Genomic DNA, 20,063 nt, shown 5'->3' with positions numbered 1-20,063 from the left:
GCGACGGTGCCTGGATCGCACATCGCCCGGCACGCTCACTGGTGGCGCGACGCATATCGTGTTGCCGGCGCTGAGTGCTGGCGTTTCACAGGCGCACCCACAAGACTGGGGGTATGACTACGCCGATCCACCCCCAGCCAGCGGCCGAGCAGCCGACCACTGAACTGCCGCCTCACCTGGCCGCCCCGGGAGCGGGCGCCGCGCAGCCTTATTCGGCTGCCGCGACGGGGCAGCACCGTAAGCTCTCTACTTTTCTGAAGGTAAGCATCATCCTGCTCGCTGCGCTGTCGATCGCCTCAATCTCTCTGCTCTTTATCGGCGATTTTGAGGGCAAGTTCGAGCGGGTCTTCGCGACCTTCGTCGTCTTCGCGATTTTCGTTCTACTCACCGCCATCGACACCCGCCGCGACTTGCGCAGCGACTGGTATGCGCCGGTCGCACTGATCGCGAACTCCTACATCCTTGCGCTGCTGCTGATCGTCACCTGGATGACTCCCTTTGGATTCTGGTTGGGCTGGGATATCTTCTGGAAGTCGGTGCTCGTCATCGCGGTCGTTCGCGCGGTTATCGGCTGCTGCCAGCTGCTGATTTCGATGGGCAATGGGCGCCCGGAGCCGCTTGTGCGCTTCGCGTTCGTGACGAGTGTGCTCGCCGTGGTCGCCGGAATTCTCTTTACCGCGCCGGTGGCGATCGAGGTGTTTGACGTGATCGTGCCTGATCTCTATTGGCGCATCGCTGTGGCATCGCTGCTGCTGACTGCGCTCGGCCTGGCGATTACCCTCCTCCTGCGCTGGTCGTACGGCGCGAGTGAGCGGGAGGCCGCGCGTGGGGCACGGCGGGCCCAGGTCGCCGCGCAGCAGGCGTCGGCCCCTGTCCAGAGCGCGCCCGCATCGGTGGATCAGCGCCCCGCGCTGGCGGACGCGCAGCCGGGGCAGCTCTTGCCGTGGCCAACGTTTCCCGACGGACGCCCCCTGCCGGTCGGGCCTGACGGGCAGCCCGATTTTTCGGTTCTGCGCGGTCAGTAGGCACGACCGCTTCGAGAGGCGGCTCAGAGCCCTGCCGGGGTGGCCCTAAACTCGAGCCGCTGAGGCGGAAAAAAGCGAGCTTGCGCATTTCGCAAGCTCGCTTTTTTGTCCACTCGATGATCGGGTCGGAGGTGTGCAGTCAGAGGTGTGCGCTGGGAAGTGTGCAGCAGGCGGTGCGGCGGTCGGAGAGATCCGAATCAGCGCTCGCGTGCGCCTCTACGTGACCCTTCTTACACGCGCGCGGCGAGTGAGCGGATCGCGCTCGTGAAGAATCGCAGCCCGTCGAGTCCCGAGCGCATGGCATCTGGCGTGTCGGGGCCAAAACCCGGTTCAACCGCATGCTCAGGGTGCGGCATGAGGCCGACGACGTTGCCCCGCTCGTTCGTCAGTCCGGCAATCTCGTTGAGCGAACCATTCGGGTTGATCCCGGAATACCGGAATGCGATGAGACCTTCGCCCTCGAGTCGCTTCAGTGTCTCGTCGTTCGCGATGTACCCGCCGTCGCCGTTCTTAAGCGGAATGACAATCTCCTCGCCCACCTTAAACTCGTTCGTCCACGCAGTCTCTGCATTTTCAACGACGAGTTTCTGGTCGCGGCGGATGAACTGCTGATGCGCGTTCCGGATCAAACCGCCCGGGAGCAGATGCGCCTCGACCAGCACCTGGAAACCGTTGCAGATGCCGAGCACAGGCATGCCCGCGTTCGCCGCGTCGATGACCTCGGCCATAATCGGAGAGATTGCGGCAATTGCGCCGGGTCGCAGGTAGTCGCCGTAGCTGAACCCGCCCGGTAGCACGATTGCGTCAACCTGGCGCAGGTCGTGGTCGCCGTGCCAGAGAGCTACAGCCTCGGCGCCAGCGAGGCGGATGGCGCGCTGGGCGTCACGATCGTCAAGTGAGCCGGGGAAGGTGACGACGCCGAACCGAGGCGCCATTACTGGGCCGCCTCTTCAGCGTCACCAAAGTCAATGTTCACCACATCTTCGATGACGGAGTTTGAGAGCACGTGCTCAGCGAGCTCACGCACTTCATCTCGCACCTCGTCGGTGATGGGGCCGTCAACGACGAGCTCGAACCGCTTGCCGATGCGCACATCGTGAATTTTCCCGTGTCCGAGGCGCTTCAACGCCCCCGAGGTCGCCTTGCCCTGCGGGTCAAGCAGCTCGGCCTTCGGCATCACATTAACAACAATCGTGGGCACCGGGGCCTCCGTCTTCGCGTCTCGACAGTGGATTGGGTGCGTGCGCACCCTTCCCCAGTCTACAAGCCCGGGAAGGGTGCCGGAGGCGCCCGGACCACTGTTGAGCGAGCTTATGCGGCGAGAACTCGCACCCGGTTGCGCCACGGGTCGAGAAACACCAGCTCTTTGCCCTCTCCCTCACGGGCAATGCCTCGTGCTGCGAGTCGGTCACTGAGGGCTCCCAGTGCGTCGGTGGCTGTCGCACCTGACGTATCCGGAAGCGTGATGGTGACCTCGCCGAGCCCGAGTGCTGGGGTGCGCTCGCCGGCGCCGCGCGACTCCCACGTGTTCATGCCGAGGTGGTGGTGATACCCGCCGGCCGACACGAAGAGAGCCTGCGAGCCGAACTCGAAGGTCACCTCGAAGCCAACGGTCTCGACGTAAAACTCACGCGCTGCGGCGATATTGCCAACTTTGAGGTGGACGTGGCCGATCTCGGCGGGGGTGTCGGCAATTGACTCCGCGCCTTGTTCGGTGAGGTGGGTGCGCAGGAACGCGTTCGGATCGAGCGCGAGGGTCGCCATCTGCACCTCGCCGTTTGGATTGATCTGCCAGGTATCGCGCGGGCGGTCAATATAGAGTTCGACGCCGTTGCCCTCGGGATCGCCGAAGTAAAAGGCCTCGCTGACCAGGTGATCACTCGATCCCTGAAACTGGCCGGGATACTGCCGCGCAACCGAGGCAACGACCGAGGCGAGCTCGGCCGCCTCGGGGAAGAGGAACGCCGTGTGGTAGAGCCCCGCAGCTCCGGCGGGAGCGTGCGAGAGAGTTCCGTCCTGATCGAGCACGAGTACCGGCCTGCCTTGTCGACCGAGGGTCGCCGTGCCCTTTTCCTCAGCGAGAAGCTTCAGTCCGAGCCCGTCGCGATAGAAGCTGACCATGCGATCGAGGTCTCCCACTGCGAGAGTGACCGGGCCCATGCTGGTCTCCCTGGGGAGGAGGTCTTGTGGGGTGTGGGTGTGAAGTTCTGTGCTCATGGGGTGGTTTCCTTTTCTGCTACACCCCATGTTACTTTAAGTTTCAACTAAATGGAAGTATGAAAAAAGTCACCACTAGGCATCCGCGAGCTCGGAGGTTTTTAAATGGGCAGTAGATGTCGGAAAATTTGGAACTTGCGACGTTTACTGCCCACTTGTAGCGGAGAGAGCTCGCAGACGAGGGTGTCGGCTGCCTACCAAGAGGAAAGCTGGAGCGGGGCCACTGGTGGCGCCCAGCCGGTGAGCCGCGTGTAGAGCTCCGCGTAGCGTGCGAATGTACGATCCACGATCTCGCGGGGCAACACCGGCGGTTGCCCGGTCTTGTCCCAATTTGCGGCCAGCCAGTCGCGCACGATCTGCTTGTCGAAACTCGCCATCTTTTCGGCGGGTGTGGATCCCGACTCGTATGCTGCCATATCCCAATACCGGCTTGAATCGCTCGTGAGCACCTCGTCGGCGAGCACTAGCTCGCCGGTTTCGGGGTCGCGTCCGAATTCGAACTTTGTGTCGGCGAGCACGAGTCCGCGCCCGGCAGCGAGCTCGCGAGCTTTGGCGAAAATAGCAAGCGAGACATCTCGCAACTGCGCGGCGATCTCGGATCCCACGAGTTCGGCACTGCGATCGAAGGTGATGTTCTCGTCGTGCTCGCCGAGCGGTGCTTTGTAGGCAGGCGTATAGATCGGAACATCAAGCAGATCGCCGTCTCGGATGCCAGCGGGCAGCGCGATGCCGCAGACAGCTCCAGTCTGCTGGTACTCGGCGTACCCCGAGCCGGTCAGCGCCCCGCGCACGACGCACTCGATCGGGTACATTTCGAGCTTTCGCGTGAGCATCGCGCGATTCGCGACCTCCTCGGGCACCGGCGGCGCAGGAGGGTTGTCCCGCTCGCCGCGCCGTGCCGACTCCGCGTCGGCCAGATGGTTCGGCACGTCGAGTTGGTCGAACCACCAGCGGGATAACGCTGTCAGGAGCGCACCTTTCCCAGTGATCGGTGGCTCGAGAACGTGATCAAAGGCGCTGATGCGGTCGCTCGCGACGACGAGGAGAAAGGCGTCGCCTCCTCCCTCGGGTTCATACAGGTCACGGACCTTCCCCGAGTATGTGTGCCGCCAGCCGGCGAAAGTTGGCGCGCTCACGCGTCGACCACGCGAAGAGCAATATCGGTGCGGTGCTGGCTGCCGGCAAGGGAGATGCGATCCACCCCGGCGTAGGCACGCTCGCGGGCCTCAGCGAAGCTGCCCCCACGTCCAACCACGCCAAGCACGCGGCCGCCCGTGGCAACCCATCCGCCCTCCGCATCGCGCGCCGTTGCCGCATGCACGAGGTGCGCACCGGGCACGGGCTCAACAAGCTGGCCCGAACCGTCGAGCCCTGTGATAGCGCGGCCGCTTGCCACCTCGCCTGGATAACCCTCGCTCGCAACGACCACGACGACGGTCGCCTCGCTCGAGAACACGGGTTCGGGGTGGGAAGCGAGGGTTCCCGAGGCTGCGGCGAGGAGATACTCACTCAGCGGAGACACCATGCGGGGGAGGACGACCTGGGTCTCGGGGTCACCGAAGCGTGCGTTGAACTCGATCACGCGAACGCCCTGTGCGGTCACGATAAGCCCGCAGTACAGCAAACCGATGAAGGGAGTGCCCTCGCGCTCAAGCTGGCGAACCGTAGGCAGAGCCACAGTCTCGGTAATCTGCGCAACGAAATCGTCGGCCACCCAGGGCAGCGGCGAGTAGGCACCCATCCCACCGGTGTTGGGGCCTGCGTCTCCGTCGAAGATGCGTTTGTAGTCTTGCGCGGGACTCAGCGGCGCGACATTGTGGCCGTCGGCGAAGAAGAACAGCGAGACCTCCTGTCCGTCGAGAAACTCCTCGATAAGCACCTCGCCGTGCGGTGTCCACGTCGCAACGTGCTGAAGCGCCGCATCGCGGTCGGAAGTGACGAGCACTCCTTTGCCGGCCGCAAGCCCGTCTGCTTTTACGACGTAGGGAGCCCCGAATTCGTCGAGCACAGGCGCCGCGGCCTCGACAGTTGACACGCGCGAGGCCCTCCCGGTGGGCACCCCTGCCTCTGCCATGATGCGCTTAGCGAAGGCTTTCGACCCCTCGAGCTGTGCCGCGGCCTTGCCTGGCCCGAAAACCGGGATTCCTCGTTCGCGCAGCGGGTCGGCGACACCCGCGACCAGTGGCGCCTCAGGACCAATCACCACGAGGTCGAACGCCCGGTTCATCACGTAATTTGCGACAGCGACGGGATCGGCCGCGTCGAGCTCGGGGGTTTCTACCCCCTCGGCGGAGATGCCGGCGTTGCCGGGGGCGCACACGATTTCGTGCTCGGCCTGTTCGGCGAGTAGCGCACGGACGATGGCGTGTTCACGGGCACCCGGCCCCAAGACAAGGATCTTCACGCTCCTAAGGATAGTGTCGTCTGCATGGCGAAGCGCAGGATCTCAGAGGCGGACGGGCTGGCGGCGCTGCGGAAAGTGCTTGCGGGGGACGACTCGGGCACGACCGTCGCGACCGCGGTGCGATACCTGCTTGAGGAACTCGCTGAGCGTGCCCCCGGGAATTCGGTCGAAGTGCGGGTTCCCCCGTTCGGGGCCACCCAGTGTTACCCAGGGCCGCGGCACAGTCGTGGTACGCCCCCAAATGTGATCGAGATGCGGCCAGACACGTGGATCGCACTCGCCACGGGTCGTCTTGAGTGGCAGGCAGCACTCGACGACGCGCGAGTAGTCGCCTCGGGGGCTCGGGCAGACATTTCCGCAGTGCTGCCGCTGATCCGCTAATCAGCTGAGCGGTTGGGTGCAGCCTCGGCGCTGGCGAGGTGCCCAACGCAGGTGAAGCGAGCTAACTGACACGACGCGGTTGACGCTTGGAGAGGCGATCACCCAGCCGATACTGCAAGAATGTGCGCATGAGTAACGAAGAGGCTGCCGCAGCGATCGGTGTGTCAGCGGCAAATGAGGTGCAGCCACCAGCGTCCGAGTATGCGGATCCCGCGCCTTACGAACCCGTTGAGACCCGCACGCAGATTGAGGTTGGGCTGCAGAGATCGGTGCGCTTTGGGCGTGTCATTATCGGTGCCGCGATTCTTGGTGCGATCATCGCCGCGTCGGTCTCGTTTTTCTTTCCTCTTGCGCCTGATGCGGAGTATACGGTCGCACAAGTTGCTGGTTTCATGTCGCTCATCGGCGCCGCATTCGGTCTCGCGATTGGGGCGATTCTTGCCCTCATTCTCGGTCAGATCGCCAAGCGTCACCGTGGAGCGGCGATTGCCGTTCATACTGACGTACGATAATCACATTCCTCGATCGATCGGAGCGATCTAAACATGTTCGGTAACCTAAGCGGCCCCACGCTGCTGGTCATCCTGTTTATTGTCCTGCTGTTGTTCGGCGCGCCCAAGCTTCCCGCACTCGCCCGGAGCCTAGGCCAGTCGATGAAGATCCTCAAGAAAGAGGTATCGGGCGACGGTGACGACACTTCTGCCGGTGGATCAGGATCCGCGAATGCGCAGTCCGCGCCACAGGCTCCCGCGGCCTACCAGGCTCCGGTCGCCCCTCAGGCTCCCGCTGCACCGCAGGCTCCAACACAGAGCACCACGCCGCCAGTGCAGCCGGCTCCTCCGGCTGAGCCCGCACCGCCCGCCGAACCGCAGGCCCCCGCAGCACCGCAGGCCCCCGAAGCTCCGGGTTCAGACAAGTCGTAACACGCAAAGCAAAACGGCGTTCCGCTCGTCTTGGCGGAACGCCGTTTTTGCATTTCGTGTGTGACGCGAGATTCGACGTGCGAGCCGCGCTGGATTAGCTAGTCTGCGTCGACTCGACCCAGGAGAGGTATTCTTCGTCGACATTGCCAGCAAGATACTCGCCGGTGAAACAACTCTCTTCGAGTTCTGTTACTGCGGATTGGCCATCTAAAATCGCGCGATTCATGCCGTCAACCGTTTGATACACGAGATGGTCTGCGGCAAGCTCCGTCGCGATCTGGTCTATGCTCCGCCCGTGGGCGATCAGCTCACCGCGACTCGGCATATTGATGCCGTAGACGTGCGGAAATAAGACAGGCGGAGCTGCTGACGCGAAGGTCACCGAGTTCGCGCCGGCGGTGCGGGCCATCTCGACGATCTCGCGAGAGGTTGTGCCGCGCACTATCGAGTCGTCGACAATCAAGACGTTTTTGCCGCGGAACTCCGTACCCATGGCGTTGAGTTTTTGCCTGACGCTCTGCTTGCGCACCGCTTGTCCGGGCATGATGAAGGTGCGGCCAATATAGCGATTCTTAAAGAAGCCCTCTCGATACTCGATGCCGAGCTTCTGCGCGACCTGCATCGCGCTTGGCCTGGCAGAATCAGGAATTGGCATGACGACGTCGATGCTGCCGCTCGGAACTTCGGACGAGATCTGCTCGGCGAGTACATTTCCGAGACGCAGCCGTGCATCGTAGACCGAGATACCGTTCATGATCGAGTCGGGCCTGGCGAGGTAGATGTACTCGAATGCGCAGGGAAGCAGTCGCGGAGTCTTTGCGCACTGGCGGGAGGCCAGGGTGCCGTCGGGGGATATGAGGATCGCTTCACCCGGATCCACATCGCGCACTATCTCGTATCCGCGAGACTCAAGCACGAGTGACTCAGAAGCAATGACCCACTCGTCGCGACCCTGAGCGCCATCTCGGCGGCCCAAGACCAGAGGACGAATGCCTAACGGATCGCGGAACGCGAGGAGTCCGTGTCCGGCAATAAGCGCGATCGTCGCGTACGATCCTTCGACTCGTTCATGCAGGCGTTCGACCGCGTCGAACACTTGATCTGCGCCGAGAGACGGGCCGGTGACGGTCGATTGCAACTCGTTCGCCAACACATTCAGTAACAATTCCGTGTCACTGTGCGTGTTCAGATGGCGTCGATCCACGTTGTACAGCTCAGCACTGAGCGCGCGCGTGTTGGTGAGGTTCCCATTGTGCACCAGGATGATGCCGTAGGGGGCATTGACGTAGAAGGGCTGAGCCTCTTCCTCGCGCGATGCTGAGCCGCTGGTTGCGTAACGGACATGGCCCAGGCCGAGCGTGCCGAGCAGGCTGCGCATGTCGCGAGTGCGGTATGCCTCGCGTACCTGCCCGCGTGACTTCACCATGTGGAACTGACTTCCGTCAGCGGTGGCGATACCCGTTGAGTCCTGACCTCGGTGCTGCAGCAACAGCAGGCTGTCGTAGATCTGTTGGTTAACGGGTTCCTGCGAGACGATGCCGACAATGCCGCACATGCTAGATGTTGCTCCTGCGAACGAAGGGGTGCCGCGCACCGCGGCCAATTAAGTCTCGCACATCCACCAGTGTGCTCCTGCGGTGTCTCCGGAGGATCGCGGGGTGTCACTCGGGGCACGGTAGGCTTGGGCCTGTGAGCGAGAACCCGTCGATCTATGCCCAGGCCGGTGTTGACACTGCAGCCGGAGATGTTGCCGTTGAGCTGATGAAGTCGGCGGTTGCCCGCACCCATGGGCCCGAGGTGCTCGGCGGGGTGGGCGGTTTCGCCGGCCTCTTCGATGCGTCAGCGCTAACCGGCTATAAGCGTCCGCTGCTTGCCAGCTCAACCGACGGCGTTGGCACGAAGGTCGCAATCGCGCAGGTCCTCGACAAACACGACACCATTGGCCAAGACCTGGTTGCCATGGTCGTCGACGACATCGTCGTTGTCGGCGCGAAGCCGCTTTTCATGACCGACTACATTGCCTGTGGCAAGCTCGTGCCCGAGCGCATCGCTGCGATTGTGCGAGGCATCGCCGAGGCGTGCGAGGCAACCGGCACCGCGCTCGTGGGTGGCGAGACTGCCGAACACCCGGGCTTGCTGGGTGTTGACGACTACGACGTGGCCGGTGCGGCAGTGGGTGTCGTCGAGGCCGACCGCCTGCTCGGGCCTGACCGGGTGCGTGACGGTGACGTGGTGCTCGCGATGGGGGCCTCGGGTCTGCATTCGAACGGCTTCTCGCTCGTGCGCCACATCATGGCTGGCAGCGACCTGCTCTACACCGACCACTCGGCCGAGCTGGGCGCCACCTATGGCGAAGCGCTACTCGTCCCGACGGCGCTCTATACCGCTCCGCTGCTGCGCGTGCTTGATGACCCCGCGCTCGATGGTGCGATCCACTCGCTGAGTCACGTCACCGGGGGCGGTATTGCGGCAAACCTTGCACGCGTGCTGCCGGTCGGCACCTGGGTTGAGGTCGATCGCCAGAGCTGGTCACCACTTCCGGTCTTCCGGCACCTCGCCGATCTCGGTGGGCATTCCCTCGAGAGCCTCGAGGGAGCGTGGAACCTTGGCATCGGGATGTTTGCAGTGGTGGATGGTGCGCGTGCTGGTGCGGTTGCAGATCGTTTGCGCGCTGAAGGTCTCACCACGTGGGTGGCCGGCACGATTTCGACGAGCGCGCGCGACTTCGCCGGTTTCGAGCAAGGTGCCAAGGGAGTCGACGGCGGGGCCGTGAGACTTGTCGGCAGCTACGCCGACTGAGGAGATCTCGTTCGGACTAGGCAACGACGAACGCCCCGCTCATGGCGGGGCGTTCGAAGCAGTACGCTTGCGCGCTACTTCTCGTCGTCTGAGTCGTCCTCAGTGTTGTACTTGTCAGCATACTCAGCCCACGGATCAGCGCTCGCCTGACGTGCGGCGAGCTCCCGTTCAAGCTCAGTAAGGTTCGTGTTCGGGCTGAAGTACTTCAACTCCCGAGCTACCTTGGTGTGCTTTGCTTTTTGACGGCCGCGCCCCATGCGTGACCCCCTTACACATTCGGGCCTCGCGAAAATGCAATTTCCGCGAGGCAAGGGTTGCTTAGAATAAACGTATGAGGCAAAGCTTATCACGCCTGAGGCGGCACAAGACGCGTCGATAGGATGGGGCCGTGGCCAACTCACCAAAGCGACAACGAATTGTGCGTCGCGTACTGATCGTGACGCTCGTTACCGCCACCCTTGTGTTGGCCGCAGCGGCGTGGATAGTCGTGCCGATCCTGACTCACAACAGTGCCGGCAGTTCGGGGCAAGACCAGCTGCCCGAGGGGTTCGTCAATGAGGCAAGCGCCGAGGGTGCCGACGGACGAATTCGTGAGATCGTCGTCGAGACAACTGCCGGTTCTCCTGCAGACCTCGCCCAACTCTCACCTGGAGAAGAGCTCATTGTTCGGGGTTCCGGCTTTGATTCCGGAATTGGAATATACGTGGCGATCTGTGCCGTCCCCTCAGTTCCGGGTGAGAAGCCCTCGCCATGCCTCGGTGGTATTCCCGAGACCGCCGAGGGTGCAGTGGTAGCGGAGACCAGTGTCTGGATCACCAACAACTTCGCTTGGGCAGCATTCGCGAATCAAGGGTACGACGATGCCGCATCAGGCACCTTCGCCGCGACGTTGCTAGTTCCGGAGTCCGCATCCAACGGTCTCGACTGCACAGTCTCGCTCTGTGCGATCACAACCAGGGCTGACCACACCGCAGCAAACGATCGCGTGCAAGACCTGCAGCTTCCCGTTGCGTATGCCCCCTGATCCGTGTGGTCCCTGATCCACTGCCCTGATCCGCTTGCCGATCAGGCGCACTGGATCCTCAGTCGGGCACGGGCAAACTCCGAGATATCCAGAACTGAGGATCAAGTTCCGGCTATGGCTCCGAGTAGATGCAGAAATCCGAGAGGATCGGCGCGTGAGCTCCTAGGAGGTGAGCGGGGCGATAACGAGTGACGCAAACGTAAAGATGCCGAGCCCGGCGAGTGCACCCACCACCGTGCCATTGATGCGGATGAACTGGAGATCCTTCCCGACCTGCAGCTCGATCTTTTCGGCAGCCTCCTGGGCATCCCAGCGCTGTACCGTCTCACTCACCACACTCGCGATGTCGTGTCGGTAACTCCGCACCAGGTGTTCGGTGACCTGCATCACCCACACGTCGATCTTGAACTGCAGGGTGGGCTCGCTCTGCAGGCGGTGCCCGAAGTCCTGCAAAGCCAACACCATTCGGGTGCGCAGTTCACTCGCGGGATCTTCCAGCATTTCGACAAGGGCTGCGCGTGCGGTTGCCCAGGTGCTGTCGGCGAGCGATCGAATGCGGGGGCTGTCGAACACTTCGTGCTTAAAGGCCTCGAGCTGGGCTTGCAGCTCGGGTTTTTCACGCAGGTCTTCGGCCAAGTCAGCGAGGAAGCCAGCGACAGCCAGTCGGAAAGGATGCTGCTGATCCGCCCGCACCGACTGCGCGAAACGCACCGTCTCAGCGTGCAGCCGACCGTCGACGAATCGCTGTGCGACGCTCGGTAGCCACGAGGGCAGGCGCGAAGAGACCATGCTGTCGAATGCGTCGGGATGGTGGATCAGCCAATCCTCCAGGCGGGCCGCCGCCATGTCGATGAGAGCCTCTTGGTGTGACCCTGCGACAAACGAATCGATCGCGCCTCCGAGCAGGGGGCTCCAATCGGGCTCGATAACGTGCCGGCGCACAAGCGCCTCAAGCAGCTCCTGCACGTCGCTGTCGTTAAGTACAGTGAGAGCCCCGAGACCTGCACTGGCAATCATCTCGCCGAGCCGTTCGGAGTGATGACGATCAACCAGCCACTCGCCCGCCATGCGTGCGCCGCTGATCGTACTGAGTTTTTCGTGCACGACCTCGTCGGCGAGGAAGTTCTCTTCTATGAACGATCCGAGACCTTCGCCAATCTCATCTTTTTTGTTTGAGATGAGGCTGGTGTGCGGAATCTTGATGCCGAGCGGGTAGCGGAAGATGGCCGTTACTGCGAACCAGTCAGCAAGGGCTCCGACCATCCCACCTTCGCTGGCGGCACGCACATACGCGAGCCAGGGGACTCGATCCTGCAGGGCAAAGGAAACAACAAACACCAGCGCCATGAAGAGCAGCAACCCGAGTGCGAATGCCTGCATGCGACGAAGCTGCCGCAACCGCTCAAAATCCGCCGGGGTGGTCGCACCCAATGTGCGACGCGGCCGACCTGCGGCCGGGGATTGTTGAGCGCGAATGCGGGTCATCTAAGTATTATCCCGCGCAGGTGCAGTTCAGTCGTGCATGGGAAGATGTGAGGATGCACCTCCTTGCCGCAGCGAGCCTCAAGAATCGCGCGCTCATCGCACTGGTTACCATCGTTGCCTCGCTATTTGGCCTCATTAGCGTGAACGCTCTGAAGCAGGAGCTGATCCCCTCGGTGCAGTTTCCGGCAATCGTCGTCATCACCGCGTATCCAGGCGCTTCCCCCGAAGTCGTCAATTCCGACGTGTCCGATCCTATTGAGACGGCGCTGCGAGGCGTTCCGGGGCTCGAGAGCAGCACGGCGACCTCATCGACCGGCATCTCGACCGTGCTGGCACAGTTCACCTACGGAGTCGACCTGCCATCGACGGAGCAGAAAGTGGAGCGTGCGATTAGCCGCATCTCTCGGGTGCTTCCAGATGCTGTCGATCCTCAGGTCGCGTCGGGCAGCATCGACGACTTCCCGATCATTCAGATTGCCATTACCCCGCCCGATGGGGTGGAGCCTGAAGTGACCGCAGAATTGGTGGATCGCATCGCCATCCCTGAGCTCGGCGAGCTCGACGGGGTTCGCGAGGCGCAACTCGCTGGAGCACGTGGTGACCGCGTGACGATCACGCCTGACGATGAGCGGCTCGCAGAAGAGGCCGTGACCGCACAATCGATTCGCGACGCGCTGCAGCAAAGCGGTGTGCTCGTCGCCGCCGGGACGGTGACCGAGGAAGACCGAACGCTCGCCGTGCAGGCTGGCTCCACCCTTGAATCGGTTGATGACATTTCGTCGTTGCCGCTGACGCGCAGCGCCGAGATTCTCGCGGCGCGGGCGGAAGCAACCGCAGCGGCGGAGGCCGCAGCATCGGCAGCTTCCGCTCAGTCACCGCTCGGAGCTGCTGGCTTCGGCACGGGCGGAGCGCTCGCACAGGCGCCACCGGCAGCGGCCGAGCCGCTCCCCACCATCACAATCGGTGACGTAGCCACAGTGGCGCTCGAACAGAACCCACAACAGAGCATCTCGCGGGTCAACGGCAAACCCGCGGTCACCATCGCGGTCACCAAGCTTTCGTCGGCCAACACGGTCGATGTTTCCCACGCAGTGATTGAGGCATTGCCCGGCCTCGAAGAGTCCTTGCAGGGCGCGTCGCTTGAGGTGATATTCGATCAGGCCCCTTACATCGAGCAGTCCATCGAGACTCTCGCCGTAGAGGGCTTGCTCGGGCTCGTATTCGCCGTGTTGGTCATCCTGATATTCCTGCTGTCGCTCCGGGCGACGCTGGTTACGGCGATCTCGATTCCGGTCTCGGTGCTGCTCACCTTCATTGGGCTGAACTTCGCCGAGTACACCCTGAACCTGCTGACGCTCGGCGCCCTCACCATCTCTATTGGACGCGTCGTTGACGACTCGATCGTGGTCATCGAGAACATCAAGCGGCACCTGGCATTCCCGAGTCCTGACGACCGTCGTACGGTCATCGTGCGCGCCGTGCGTGAGGTTGCGGGGGCGATTACGGCATCAACGGTGACCACTATTGCCGTGTTCCTTCCGCTCGCCTTTGTCTCGGGCACGGTCGGCGAGCTCTTCCGCCCCTTCTCGTTCACGGTCTCGATCGCGCTCGCAGCCTCACTCTTCGTGTCGCTGACCATCGTGCCGGTGCTTGCATACTGGTTCCTGCGAGACAACGCACGCACCCGTGCCGGAGCTGCGGCACGCGCTGACGAGTTGACTCCTGCACCCGAACCCACCGCAAGCGCGCTCGGCAGCGGAGCGCATCCGGGTGACACCGCTGCGGTCTCGAACAGTCACGAACTCGCGCCCACTGATGAGGAACCCGACGCCAAGCGCGGTGTCTCCGGTCTCGTGCTTCGCGGGTACCGCCCCGTCATCGACTGGACGCTCAAGCATCCTGCCGTCACCCTCGTGGTTGCGCTGCTCGTCTTCGGCGGTACGATCGCCACCGCGCCGCTCATGAAGACCAACTTCATCGGCAACGACGAACAGAATTCTGTCAACCTGAGCCAGACCCTCGCGGCTGGCACAAGCCTGGAGGCGCAACTCGTCGAGGCCGAGCGGGTCGAGGAAGCCCTCGCCGGGATCCCCGAGGTCGACATCGTGCAGGTCACGATAGGCAGCGGCGGCGCTGGCATTCAGGCAGCGTTTGGCGGGGGTGACGGCGTGATTCGCTACGCGATCACCACGAACCCCGATGCCTCGCAGGCAGAGCTGCAAGATGAGATCCGCACGACGGTCGAGGCGCTTGACGACGCCGGAGAGTTCTCGATTGCCAGCGGCGGCGGCCCGATCGGCGGATCCGGTGCGATCGAGGTGTCCGTGTCCGCTCCTGACCAGAACACGCTCACTGAGGCGAACGACGCGGTGGTCGCGGCTCTGCGTGATCAGGACGGGCTCGTGCAGGTCGAGAGTGACCTCGCGACATCCAGGCCGTACCTGGCCGTCGAAGTGGATCGTGGCAGGGCCGCCGACGCCGGTCTTAGCGAGGTCGCGGTCGCCACCATCGTTGCTCAGCAGATGAGTCCCTCGCAGATCGGGCAGATCGTTATCGATGCGACCTCGATCGGCGTGTACCTCTCACAGGGCGCTGCGCCGAACGACCCAGCGGGCGTTGCTGCTCTCTCGATCCCGACGCGTGACGGCGAGGTGCGGCTGGATTCGCTCGCCACGGTCGCAGTGACCGACGGGCCGGTCAGTATTAGCACCCAAGACACGGTGCGGATCGCGGTCGTCTCTGCGCTTCCAGAAGGAGACGATCTCGGCGCGGCCGGAACGCTGGTCGACGAAGCGCTCGCTGGGGTGGAACTGCCCGCGGGGGCTAGTGCGGACGTTGGCGGGGTGCTCTCTGAGCAGGCGGAGTCCTTCGAGCAACTTGGGCTTGCGCTCCTTGCTGCGATCTTGATCGTTTACGTGGTGATGGTTGCGACCTTCAAGAGCCTGTTGCAGCCGCTGTTGCTGCTCATCTCCGTGCCGTTTGCGGCCACCGGCGCCATTCTCCTGCTCGTGGTCACCGGTATCCCGCTAGGGGTCGCCTCACTCATCGGGGTCTTGATGCTCATCGGTATCGTGGTGACCAATGCGATCGTGCTCATTGACCTGGTCAACCAGCTCCGAGACCGTGGCAAACCGTTGTATGAAGCGGTGCGCAGTGGATCCCTGCTTCGTTTGCGTCCCATCGTGATGACGGCGCTCGCGACCATCCTTGCGCTCGTGCCCATGGGTCTTGGCATCACGGGGAAGGGCGGGTTTATCTCCCAGCCCCTCGCGATCGTGGTGATCGGCGGGCTACTTTCGTCAACAGTGCTCACGCTGGTCGTGTTGCCAACGCTGTACTACGCCGTGGAACGTCGACGCGAGCAGTCGCGGGAACGACGTCGCGAGCGTCGCGAATTGCGTCTCGCCGAATCTTCCGTAGCCGCCCCAGGTGGCGCACCGGGGCCGAAGGACCCAGCGAGCGCACCGACGGCGGTCGGTCCGGCCGACACCGACTCCACTCCGAGTGGAGTCTAGAGTGGCACGCAAGTCAGGCGGCGGGTTTCGAGCCCCCAAGAATTACGAGCCGGGTCGGGGCAACAAACCCAGCAAAGCGGGGTGGCGCGCTGAGCAGTCGGGCGGCGTAAAACGGGCCAAGAGCGGTAATGTCGAAAAGATTAGGCCTGCCCCGCAACGACCTGAGCGCACCCGCGACGCGGCGCACGAGGGTGGTGCGCGGCGCGAGCAGCGCACCGATCCACCCGCTCTGCCTGCAGTGCCCCCCGCGCCACTTGAGGCCCGCCGCACCACGCCTGCCGAGGCAGCGGGCACGACCTTCAGCGATATCGGCCTCGGTGGCAACATCGTGCGTGCCCTTGCCGAGCAGGGCGCAATGACCCCGTTTGCAATTCAGGCCGTGACGATTCCCGACATCCTCCAAGGCCACCACGTGCTAGGTCGAGGCCGCACAGGCTCCGGAAAGACCATCGCGTTCGGGGCAGCCCTCGTCGAACGGCTGCTCAGGCTGAAGGCCGAGGGTGCGTTTCCCTCCGATGCGCCCAAGGAGAAACCGCAGCGGGGCGTTCAGCAGAAACGTCCAGCACGACAAGTCGCGCGGTCTCCGAAAGCCTTGATTCTCGCTCCGACGCGGGAGCTCGCGCTGCAGATCGATCGCACGGTACAGCCGATCGCGCGTGCTGTGGGGTTCTACACCGGTCAGTTTGTGGGGGGCGCTCCGTTCGAGCCGCAGCTCCACTCCCTTGCGCGCGGCGTCGACATCGTGATCGGTACCCCCGGTCGCATCGAGGACCTCTCGATGCGGGGTCACCTGAATCTTGGCCAGGTTGCGGTGACGGTGATCGACGAGGCCGATCACATGGCCGAGCTGGGTTTTATCGAACCAGTGCAGCGCCTGCTGCGAGCCACCCGCCGCCGCGGGCAACGGCTCCTCTTTTCGGCCACGCTCGATGGGCGGGTGGAGGCGTTGGTCGCTGAATTCATGCCGCGACCCGCGATCCACGAGGTGGTAGATGATGAGGGGTTAAGTGAGGAGCCGGGCGGCACGAGCGACGTGACCCACCGGGTATTGATCGTTCTGCGCGAGCACAAAGACGAGGTTCTGATGCAGCTCGTCGCGGGAGGGGGGCGCACGGTGGTCTTCTGTCGTACCCGGGCTTATGCCGAGATGGTTACTGAGCGACTCACCGAGGCAGGGGTGAAGGCGCTGCCCCTGCACGGTGACCTCAGCCAGGCGCGACGTGAGCGCAATCTGGCGAAGTTCACCGAAGGCAACGTGCGTGTGCTGGTCGCGACCGATGTTGCCGCGCGCGGCATCCACGTTGACGACATTGACACGGTGCTCCAGGCGGATCCGCCCGACGACCCGAAGGCCTACGTGCACCGCGCGGGCCGCACCGGCCGCGTGGGGAAGACAGGCAGCGTGATCACCCTAATTCCGCGCACGAGGCAGAAGCGCACGCGCGAACTTTTTGAGGCAGCGGGCATCGAGCCTGACTACTTCGGCGACTTCGAACCGGGCGATTCCCTTTCGGCGTAGAGCGACTTCGCGACGCGGTCGAGTGCGCTGCGGAGATCGGCAATCAGGTCGTCTACTGACTCGATGCCGACGGAGAGGCGCACGAGCCCCTCGGTAATGCCGAGACGCTCGTTGAGCTCGGCCGGGAAAGTCGCATGGGTTGAAGTGGCTGGGTGGATCGCCATCGATCGAGTGTCGCCGATACCCGTCATGCGTGAAAAGACGCCGAGTCCGTTGATGAACGCGCGCGCACCATCCCGTCCGCCGCGCACGGTGAAGCCAAACACTGACCCACTCCGCCCGCCGTAGTCGCGCAACGCACGTTCATACAGCGGGTTCGAAGGGAGCCCTGCATAGGCGACCGATTCGACCTCAGGCTGCTTCTCGAGCCAGGCGGCGATTGTGATCGACGACTCCACGTGCCGTTCCATGCGCAGCGACAGGGTTTCCATGCCCTGCAGCAGAAGAAATCCGTTGAACGGCGACAGCGACGGCCCAATGTCGTTGACCACTGACTCCCGCACGGCACGCGCGTAGGCGCAAGTGCCGAATCGATCCAGCATGGACGCGACATCGGATCGCGGGCAATCCGTAACCAGGGGAAAGTGGCGCGAAGAGCCCGCCCAATCGAAGATGCCGCCGTCGACCACAGCACCGCCCACCGCAGCCCCGTGACCACTCAGGAACTTCGTCGTTGAGTGCACCACGATGTGTGCACCGTGTTCGATGGGGCGGAGGAGTGCCGGTGTGGCCACGGTGTTATCGACGACGAGCGGCAGTCCGTATCGCTCGGCGATCCCGGCCAATCGGCGCAGGTCGACGACGTCGTTTCGGGGGTTGGGAATCGACTCTGTGAAGATTGCCTTCGTACGTGGGGTGATCGTGCGCTCCCACTCGGCATCGTCGGCCGCGTCCCATACGTAATCGACGTCGATGCCGAATCGTTTGAAGCTCCGGCCGAACAGGATTCGGGTGCCGCCGTAGATCGTGGCGGTCGAAACGATGTGGTCGCCAGAGCCCGCAAGTGCGAAGAGGGCCGCACTGATCGCCGCTTGCCCGCTCGATACCGCAACGGCAGCGGTGCCGCCCTCTAGCGAGGCGAGCCGCTCCTCTGCGACCCAGTTCGTCGGATTGCCCTGGCGCGAGTAGATCGGGTCAGTCGATCGTCCGGCGAATCGATCCGCGCCATCTTCGAAATCTGTGAACACGTAGCCCGCTGACATCGCGATCGGCGGTACCCGAAGACCCGCATTCAGATCGGGTCTCTCGCCGGCATGCACTTGCCGGGTGTCAAATCCGAAACCACTCCAGTCGGCCACCGGTGTAACTGCCGGATGCGGATCGCGCTCGGTCACGAGAGCGCGCCGTTCTGTGTCTGCTCTTGCCCCTGTGCCTGCGCCACCAGTGCCGCGATGCGATCCACTGCCTGACGGATCGTGTCCGGTGCGCAGGCGAGATTGAGGCGCACGTGACCCTCGCCTCCCGCGCCAAACGCGGTGCCCTTACCGAGTGCTACCTTCGCTTCGGTGAGGATTCGACGGAACGGATCTGGACCGATGCCAGCCTGGCTGAAGTCCAGCCAAGCGAGGTACCCAGCGTGCGGCCGAGCGTAGGCCACGCCCGGCAACTTGTCGGCAATGAGCTCGGCAAGCAGATCAGCATTCGCTTCGATCTGCGCGACGGCTCGGTCGAGCCAATCGCCCGCATCTCGGAAGGCGGCGATGTTTGCGTGCAGACCGAGGATGCTTACCCGCGTGGTCACCTCGGGTGGCAAGCGACGCAGCAGCTGGTTCGCACGCGCGTCAGCCGCGACCACGACCGAGCATTTCAGCCCCGCAACATTCCAACCCTTGCTCGCGGAAGTGGCGGTGACAGAGAGGGCCCCCGCAGCCGCCGCCAGCGGTGCAAACGGCGTGAACACGTGATCGCGGTGGGTCAGCGGGGCATGAATCTCGTCGGAGATCACGAAAACGCCGTACGTAGCGGCAAGACGTGCGAGTTCCGCGAGATCTGCAGGAGAATGCAACAGCCCGTGCGGATTGTGAGGATTACTCAGAACGAGCGCGTCGATACCGGGGTCATCGGCGAAAGCGCGCTCAAGCGCCGCGAGATCAAGGCGAGCCTCAATACCGGGTGGCACGGTAGCGGGGACAGTCGTCTGGATGAGCGGGATCTGCACGATCTCGACCGGGAGCTCCTCGAGCATCTCGAAAAATGAGGGGTACACCGGGGTGGTGATCGCCACCCGCCCGCCCGAGGGCACGTGCAGGCGAAGTGGCTCGACAATGCCGCAGCTGACGTCGGTCGCGAGATGCACGTGAGAGGGATCCACCTGCCAGCCCCAACGGGTGAGCGCGAAGTCGGCGAAAACAGGGGCGAGCTCGCCCGGGCCGTCCAGATACCCGGTGTCGCTTGCGAGCACCCGCGAGATGACGGCTTGTTGCACTTGGGGCGAGAGCGTGAAATCCATCTCGGCGACAAACAGCGGCAGAATGTCGGCTGAGAAGCGCGTCCACTTGAGGCTGGTGCGTTGGGTGCGCAGGATCGCGGGAGTGAGTTCGCTGAAGGGTACGCCGCTCGGGTCGGTTTCTGCCGAAGACGGGTCGGCCTGCGGGCCGGTACCGCCTGTGGCAACCACCCGAGGGGCATCGGGACTGTCTGATTCGGGAGCCATGCCCCCATTCTCCTCTTTTCCGGGCGCAGCGCGACGTTCGAACGTAAGCGGGCGTAAGACCAACACGGCATCGTTTCGACGGGCCGTGTGGTCGTCGGAGTACTCTTTGGGGTCGCTA

18 protein-coding genes are annotated in these 20,063 nt (G+C 63.6%); 8 read left to right on the top strand and 10 right to left on the bottom strand.

The genetic code is table 11. The features are described from left to right. Positions 1-113: 113 nt before the first annotated feature. Positions 114-1,025, top strand: coding sequence for a hypothetical protein (locus tag ACTNFJ_RS08835; RefSeq protein WP_435905943.1), 912 nt, complete (start codon positions 114-116; stop codon positions 1,023-1,025). Positions 1,026-1,255: 230 nt separating this feature from the next. Here the strand turns inward: ACTNFJ_RS08835 and purQ are convergent, their stop codons facing one another. The 5 genes from purQ to purD form a co-directional block, all read right to left on the bottom strand. Beyond that, positions 1,256-1,960, bottom strand: a complete 705-nt coding sequence (gene purQ, locus ACTNFJ_RS08830) for a phosphoribosylformylglycinamidine synthase subunit PurQ (protein ID WP_435905942.1) — start codon at positions 1,958-1,960, stop codon at positions 1,256-1,258. Further along, positions 1,960-2,226 carry a phosphoribosylformylglycinamidine synthase subunit PurS gene (purS, locus tag ACTNFJ_RS08825; RefSeq protein WP_435906214.1) on the bottom strand — a complete coding sequence of 89 codons (267 nt, stop codon included), beginning with the start codon at positions 2,224-2,226 and terminating at the stop codon, positions 1,960-1,962. The genes purQ and purS overlap by 1 nt, the downstream gene beginning before the upstream one ends. A 110-nt stretch (positions 2,227-2,336) precedes the next feature. Then, on the bottom strand, positions 2,337-3,242 hold the full coding sequence (locus ACTNFJ_RS08820; protein WP_435905941.1) for a VOC family protein: 906 nt from the start codon (positions 3,240-3,242) through the stop codon (positions 2,337-2,339). A 194-nt stretch (positions 3,243-3,436) separates the two neighbouring features. Beyond that, complete coding sequence (locus ACTNFJ_RS08815) at positions 3,437-4,378, bottom strand: phosphoribosylaminoimidazolesuccinocarboxamide synthase (RefSeq protein WP_435905940.1); 942 nt, start codon at positions 4,376-4,378, stop codon at positions 3,437-3,439. Further along, positions 4,375-5,646 carry a phosphoribosylamine--glycine ligase gene (gene purD, locus ACTNFJ_RS08810; RefSeq protein ID WP_435905939.1) on the bottom strand — a complete coding sequence of 424 codons (1,272 nt, stop codon included), beginning with the start codon at positions 5,644-5,646 and terminating at the stop codon, positions 4,375-4,377. Before purD ends, ACTNFJ_RS08815 begins: the two co-directional genes overlap by 4 nt. 24 nt (positions 5,647-5,670) lie before the next feature. Here purD and ACTNFJ_RS08805 point away from each other — a divergent pair, with 24 nt between their 5' ends. The 3 genes from ACTNFJ_RS08805 to tatA all read left to right on the top strand — a co-directional run bounded on the left by ACTNFJ_RS08805 (position 5,671) and on the right by tatA (position 6,950). Further along, positions 5,671-6,027 (top strand): sterol carrier family protein, encoded by a 357-nt coding sequence (locus ACTNFJ_RS08805; RefSeq protein ID WP_435905938.1) that lies wholly within the window; start codon positions 5,671-5,673, stop codon positions 6,025-6,027. 128 nt (positions 6,028-6,155) lie between these two features. Then, complete coding sequence (locus ACTNFJ_RS08800) at positions 6,156-6,539, top strand: hypothetical protein (RefSeq protein ID WP_435905937.1); 384 nt, start codon at positions 6,156-6,158, stop codon at positions 6,537-6,539. 33 nt (positions 6,540-6,572) lie between these two features. Beyond that, positions 6,573-6,950: a twin-arginine translocase TatA/TatE family subunit gene (gene tatA / locus ACTNFJ_RS08795; RefSeq protein ID WP_435905936.1), complete on the top strand. Its 378-nt coding sequence runs from the start codon at positions 6,573-6,575 to the stop codon at positions 6,948-6,950. A gap of 94 nt (positions 6,951-7,044) precedes the next feature. Here tatA and purF read toward each other — a convergent pair whose 3' ends face one another. Then, positions 7,045-8,505, bottom strand: coding sequence for an amidophosphoribosyltransferase (gene purF, locus ACTNFJ_RS08790; RefSeq protein WP_435905935.1), 1,461 nt, complete (start codon positions 8,503-8,505; stop codon positions 7,045-7,047). Between the two features lie 134 nt (positions 8,506-8,639). Here purF and purM point away from each other — a divergent pair, with 134 nt between their 5' ends. Then, positions 8,640-9,749 (top strand): phosphoribosylformylglycinamidine cyclo-ligase, encoded by a 1,110-nt coding sequence (gene purM / locus ACTNFJ_RS08785; RefSeq protein ID WP_435905934.1) that lies wholly within the window; start codon positions 8,640-8,642, stop codon positions 9,747-9,749. A gap of 74 nt (positions 9,750-9,823) precedes the next feature. Here purM and ACTNFJ_RS08780 read toward each other — a convergent pair whose 3' ends face one another. Next, a complete protein-coding gene (locus ACTNFJ_RS08780) occupies positions 9,824-10,006 on the bottom strand; it encodes a DUF3073 domain-containing protein (RefSeq protein WP_435905933.1) in 183 nt (60 codons plus the stop codon). Positions 10,007-10,137: 131 nt separating this feature from the next. Here ACTNFJ_RS08780 and ACTNFJ_RS08775 point away from each other — a divergent pair, with 131 nt between their 5' ends. Beyond that, positions 10,138-10,773: a hypothetical protein gene (locus tag ACTNFJ_RS08775; protein ID WP_435905932.1), complete on the top strand. Its 636-nt coding sequence runs from the start codon at positions 10,138-10,140 to the stop codon at positions 10,771-10,773. 162 nt (positions 10,774-10,935) lie between these two features. Here ACTNFJ_RS08775 and ACTNFJ_RS08770 read toward each other — a convergent pair whose 3' ends face one another. Then, entirely contained in the window at positions 10,936-12,258 is a 1,323-nt protein-coding gene (locus tag ACTNFJ_RS08770; RefSeq protein WP_435905931.1) for a DUF445 domain-containing protein, read from the bottom strand. A 53-nt stretch (positions 12,259-12,311) separates the two neighbouring features. Between ACTNFJ_RS08770 and ACTNFJ_RS08765 the strand changes: the two genes are divergently transcribed. Then, positions 12,312-15,773: an efflux RND transporter permease subunit gene (locus ACTNFJ_RS08765; RefSeq protein ID WP_435905930.1), complete on the top strand. Its 3,462-nt coding sequence runs from the start codon at positions 12,312-12,314 to the stop codon at positions 15,771-15,773. Between the two features lies 1 nt (position 15,774). Then, positions 15,775-17,292: a DEAD/DEAH box helicase gene (locus ACTNFJ_RS08760; RefSeq protein WP_435905929.1), complete on the top strand. Its 1,518-nt coding sequence runs from the start codon at positions 15,775-15,777 to the stop codon at positions 17,290-17,292. Here the strand turns inward: ACTNFJ_RS08760 and ACTNFJ_RS08755 are convergent. Beyond that, entirely contained in the window at positions 17,250-18,626 is a 1,377-nt protein-coding gene (locus ACTNFJ_RS08755; RefSeq protein WP_435905928.1) for an O-acetylhomoserine aminocarboxypropyltransferase/cysteine synthase family protein, read from the bottom strand. The two genes, ACTNFJ_RS08760 and ACTNFJ_RS08755, sit on opposite strands and share 43 nt — an antisense overlap. Continuing rightward, the gene (locus ACTNFJ_RS08750; RefSeq protein ID WP_435905927.1) at positions 18,623-19,945 is read right to left on the bottom strand and encodes a MalY/PatB family protein; all 1,323 of its coding nucleotides are present in this window, start codon (positions 19,943-19,945) and stop codon (positions 18,623-18,625) included. The genes ACTNFJ_RS08755 and ACTNFJ_RS08750 overlap by 4 nt, the downstream gene beginning before the upstream one ends. Positions 19,946-20,063: the final 118 nt, after the last annotated feature.

The sequence above is a fragment of the Leucobacter shiyiweii genome (genome assembly GCF_052446065.1).
Taxonomy (GTDB): Bacteria; Actinomycetota; Actinomycetes; order Actinomycetales; family Microbacteriaceae; genus Leucobacter.
Note: the sequence above shows the minus strand (reverse complement) of the source record. Positions and strands in the feature narration are given on the sequence as shown.

Coding starts and splice junctions, on each gene's coding strand:
- ACTNFJ_RS08835 (WP_435905943.1), top strand. CDS start 114: ATGACTACGCCGATCCACCCCCAGCCAGCGGCCGAGCAGCCGACCACT.
- purQ (WP_435905942.1), bottom strand. CDS start 1,960: ATGGCGCCTCGGTTCGGCGTCGTCACCTTCCCCGGCTCACTTGACGAT.
- ACTNFJ_RS08820 (WP_435905941.1), bottom strand. CDS start 3,242: ATGAGCACAGAACTTCACACCCACACCCCACAAGACCTCCTCCCCAGG.
- ACTNFJ_RS08805 (WP_435905938.1), top strand. CDS start 5,671: ATGGCGAAGCGCAGGATCTCAGAGGCGGACGGGCTGGCGGCGCTGCGG.
- ACTNFJ_RS08800 (WP_435905937.1), top strand. CDS start 6,156: ATGAGTAACGAAGAGGCTGCCGCAGCGATCGGTGTGTCAGCGGCAAAT.
- tatA (WP_435905936.1), top strand. CDS start 6,573: ATGTTCGGTAACCTAAGCGGCCCCACGCTGCTGGTCATCCTGTTTATT.
- purF (WP_435905935.1), bottom strand. CDS start 8,505: ATGTGCGGCATTGTCGGCATCGTCTCGCAGGAACCCGTTAACCAACAG.
- ACTNFJ_RS08780 (WP_435905933.1), bottom strand. CDS start 10,006: ATGGGGCGCGGCCGTCAAAAAGCAAAGCACACCAAGGTAGCTCGGGAG.
- ACTNFJ_RS08770 (WP_435905931.1), bottom strand. CDS start 12,258: ATGACCCGCATTCGCGCTCAACAATCCCCGGCCGCAGGTCGGCCGCGT.
- ACTNFJ_RS08765 (WP_435905930.1), top strand. CDS start 12,312: ATGCACCTCCTTGCCGCAGCGAGCCTCAAGAATCGCGCGCTCATCGCA.
- ACTNFJ_RS08750 (WP_435905927.1), bottom strand. CDS start 19,945: ATGGCTCCCGAATCAGACAGTCCCGATGCCCCTCGGGTGGTTGCCACA.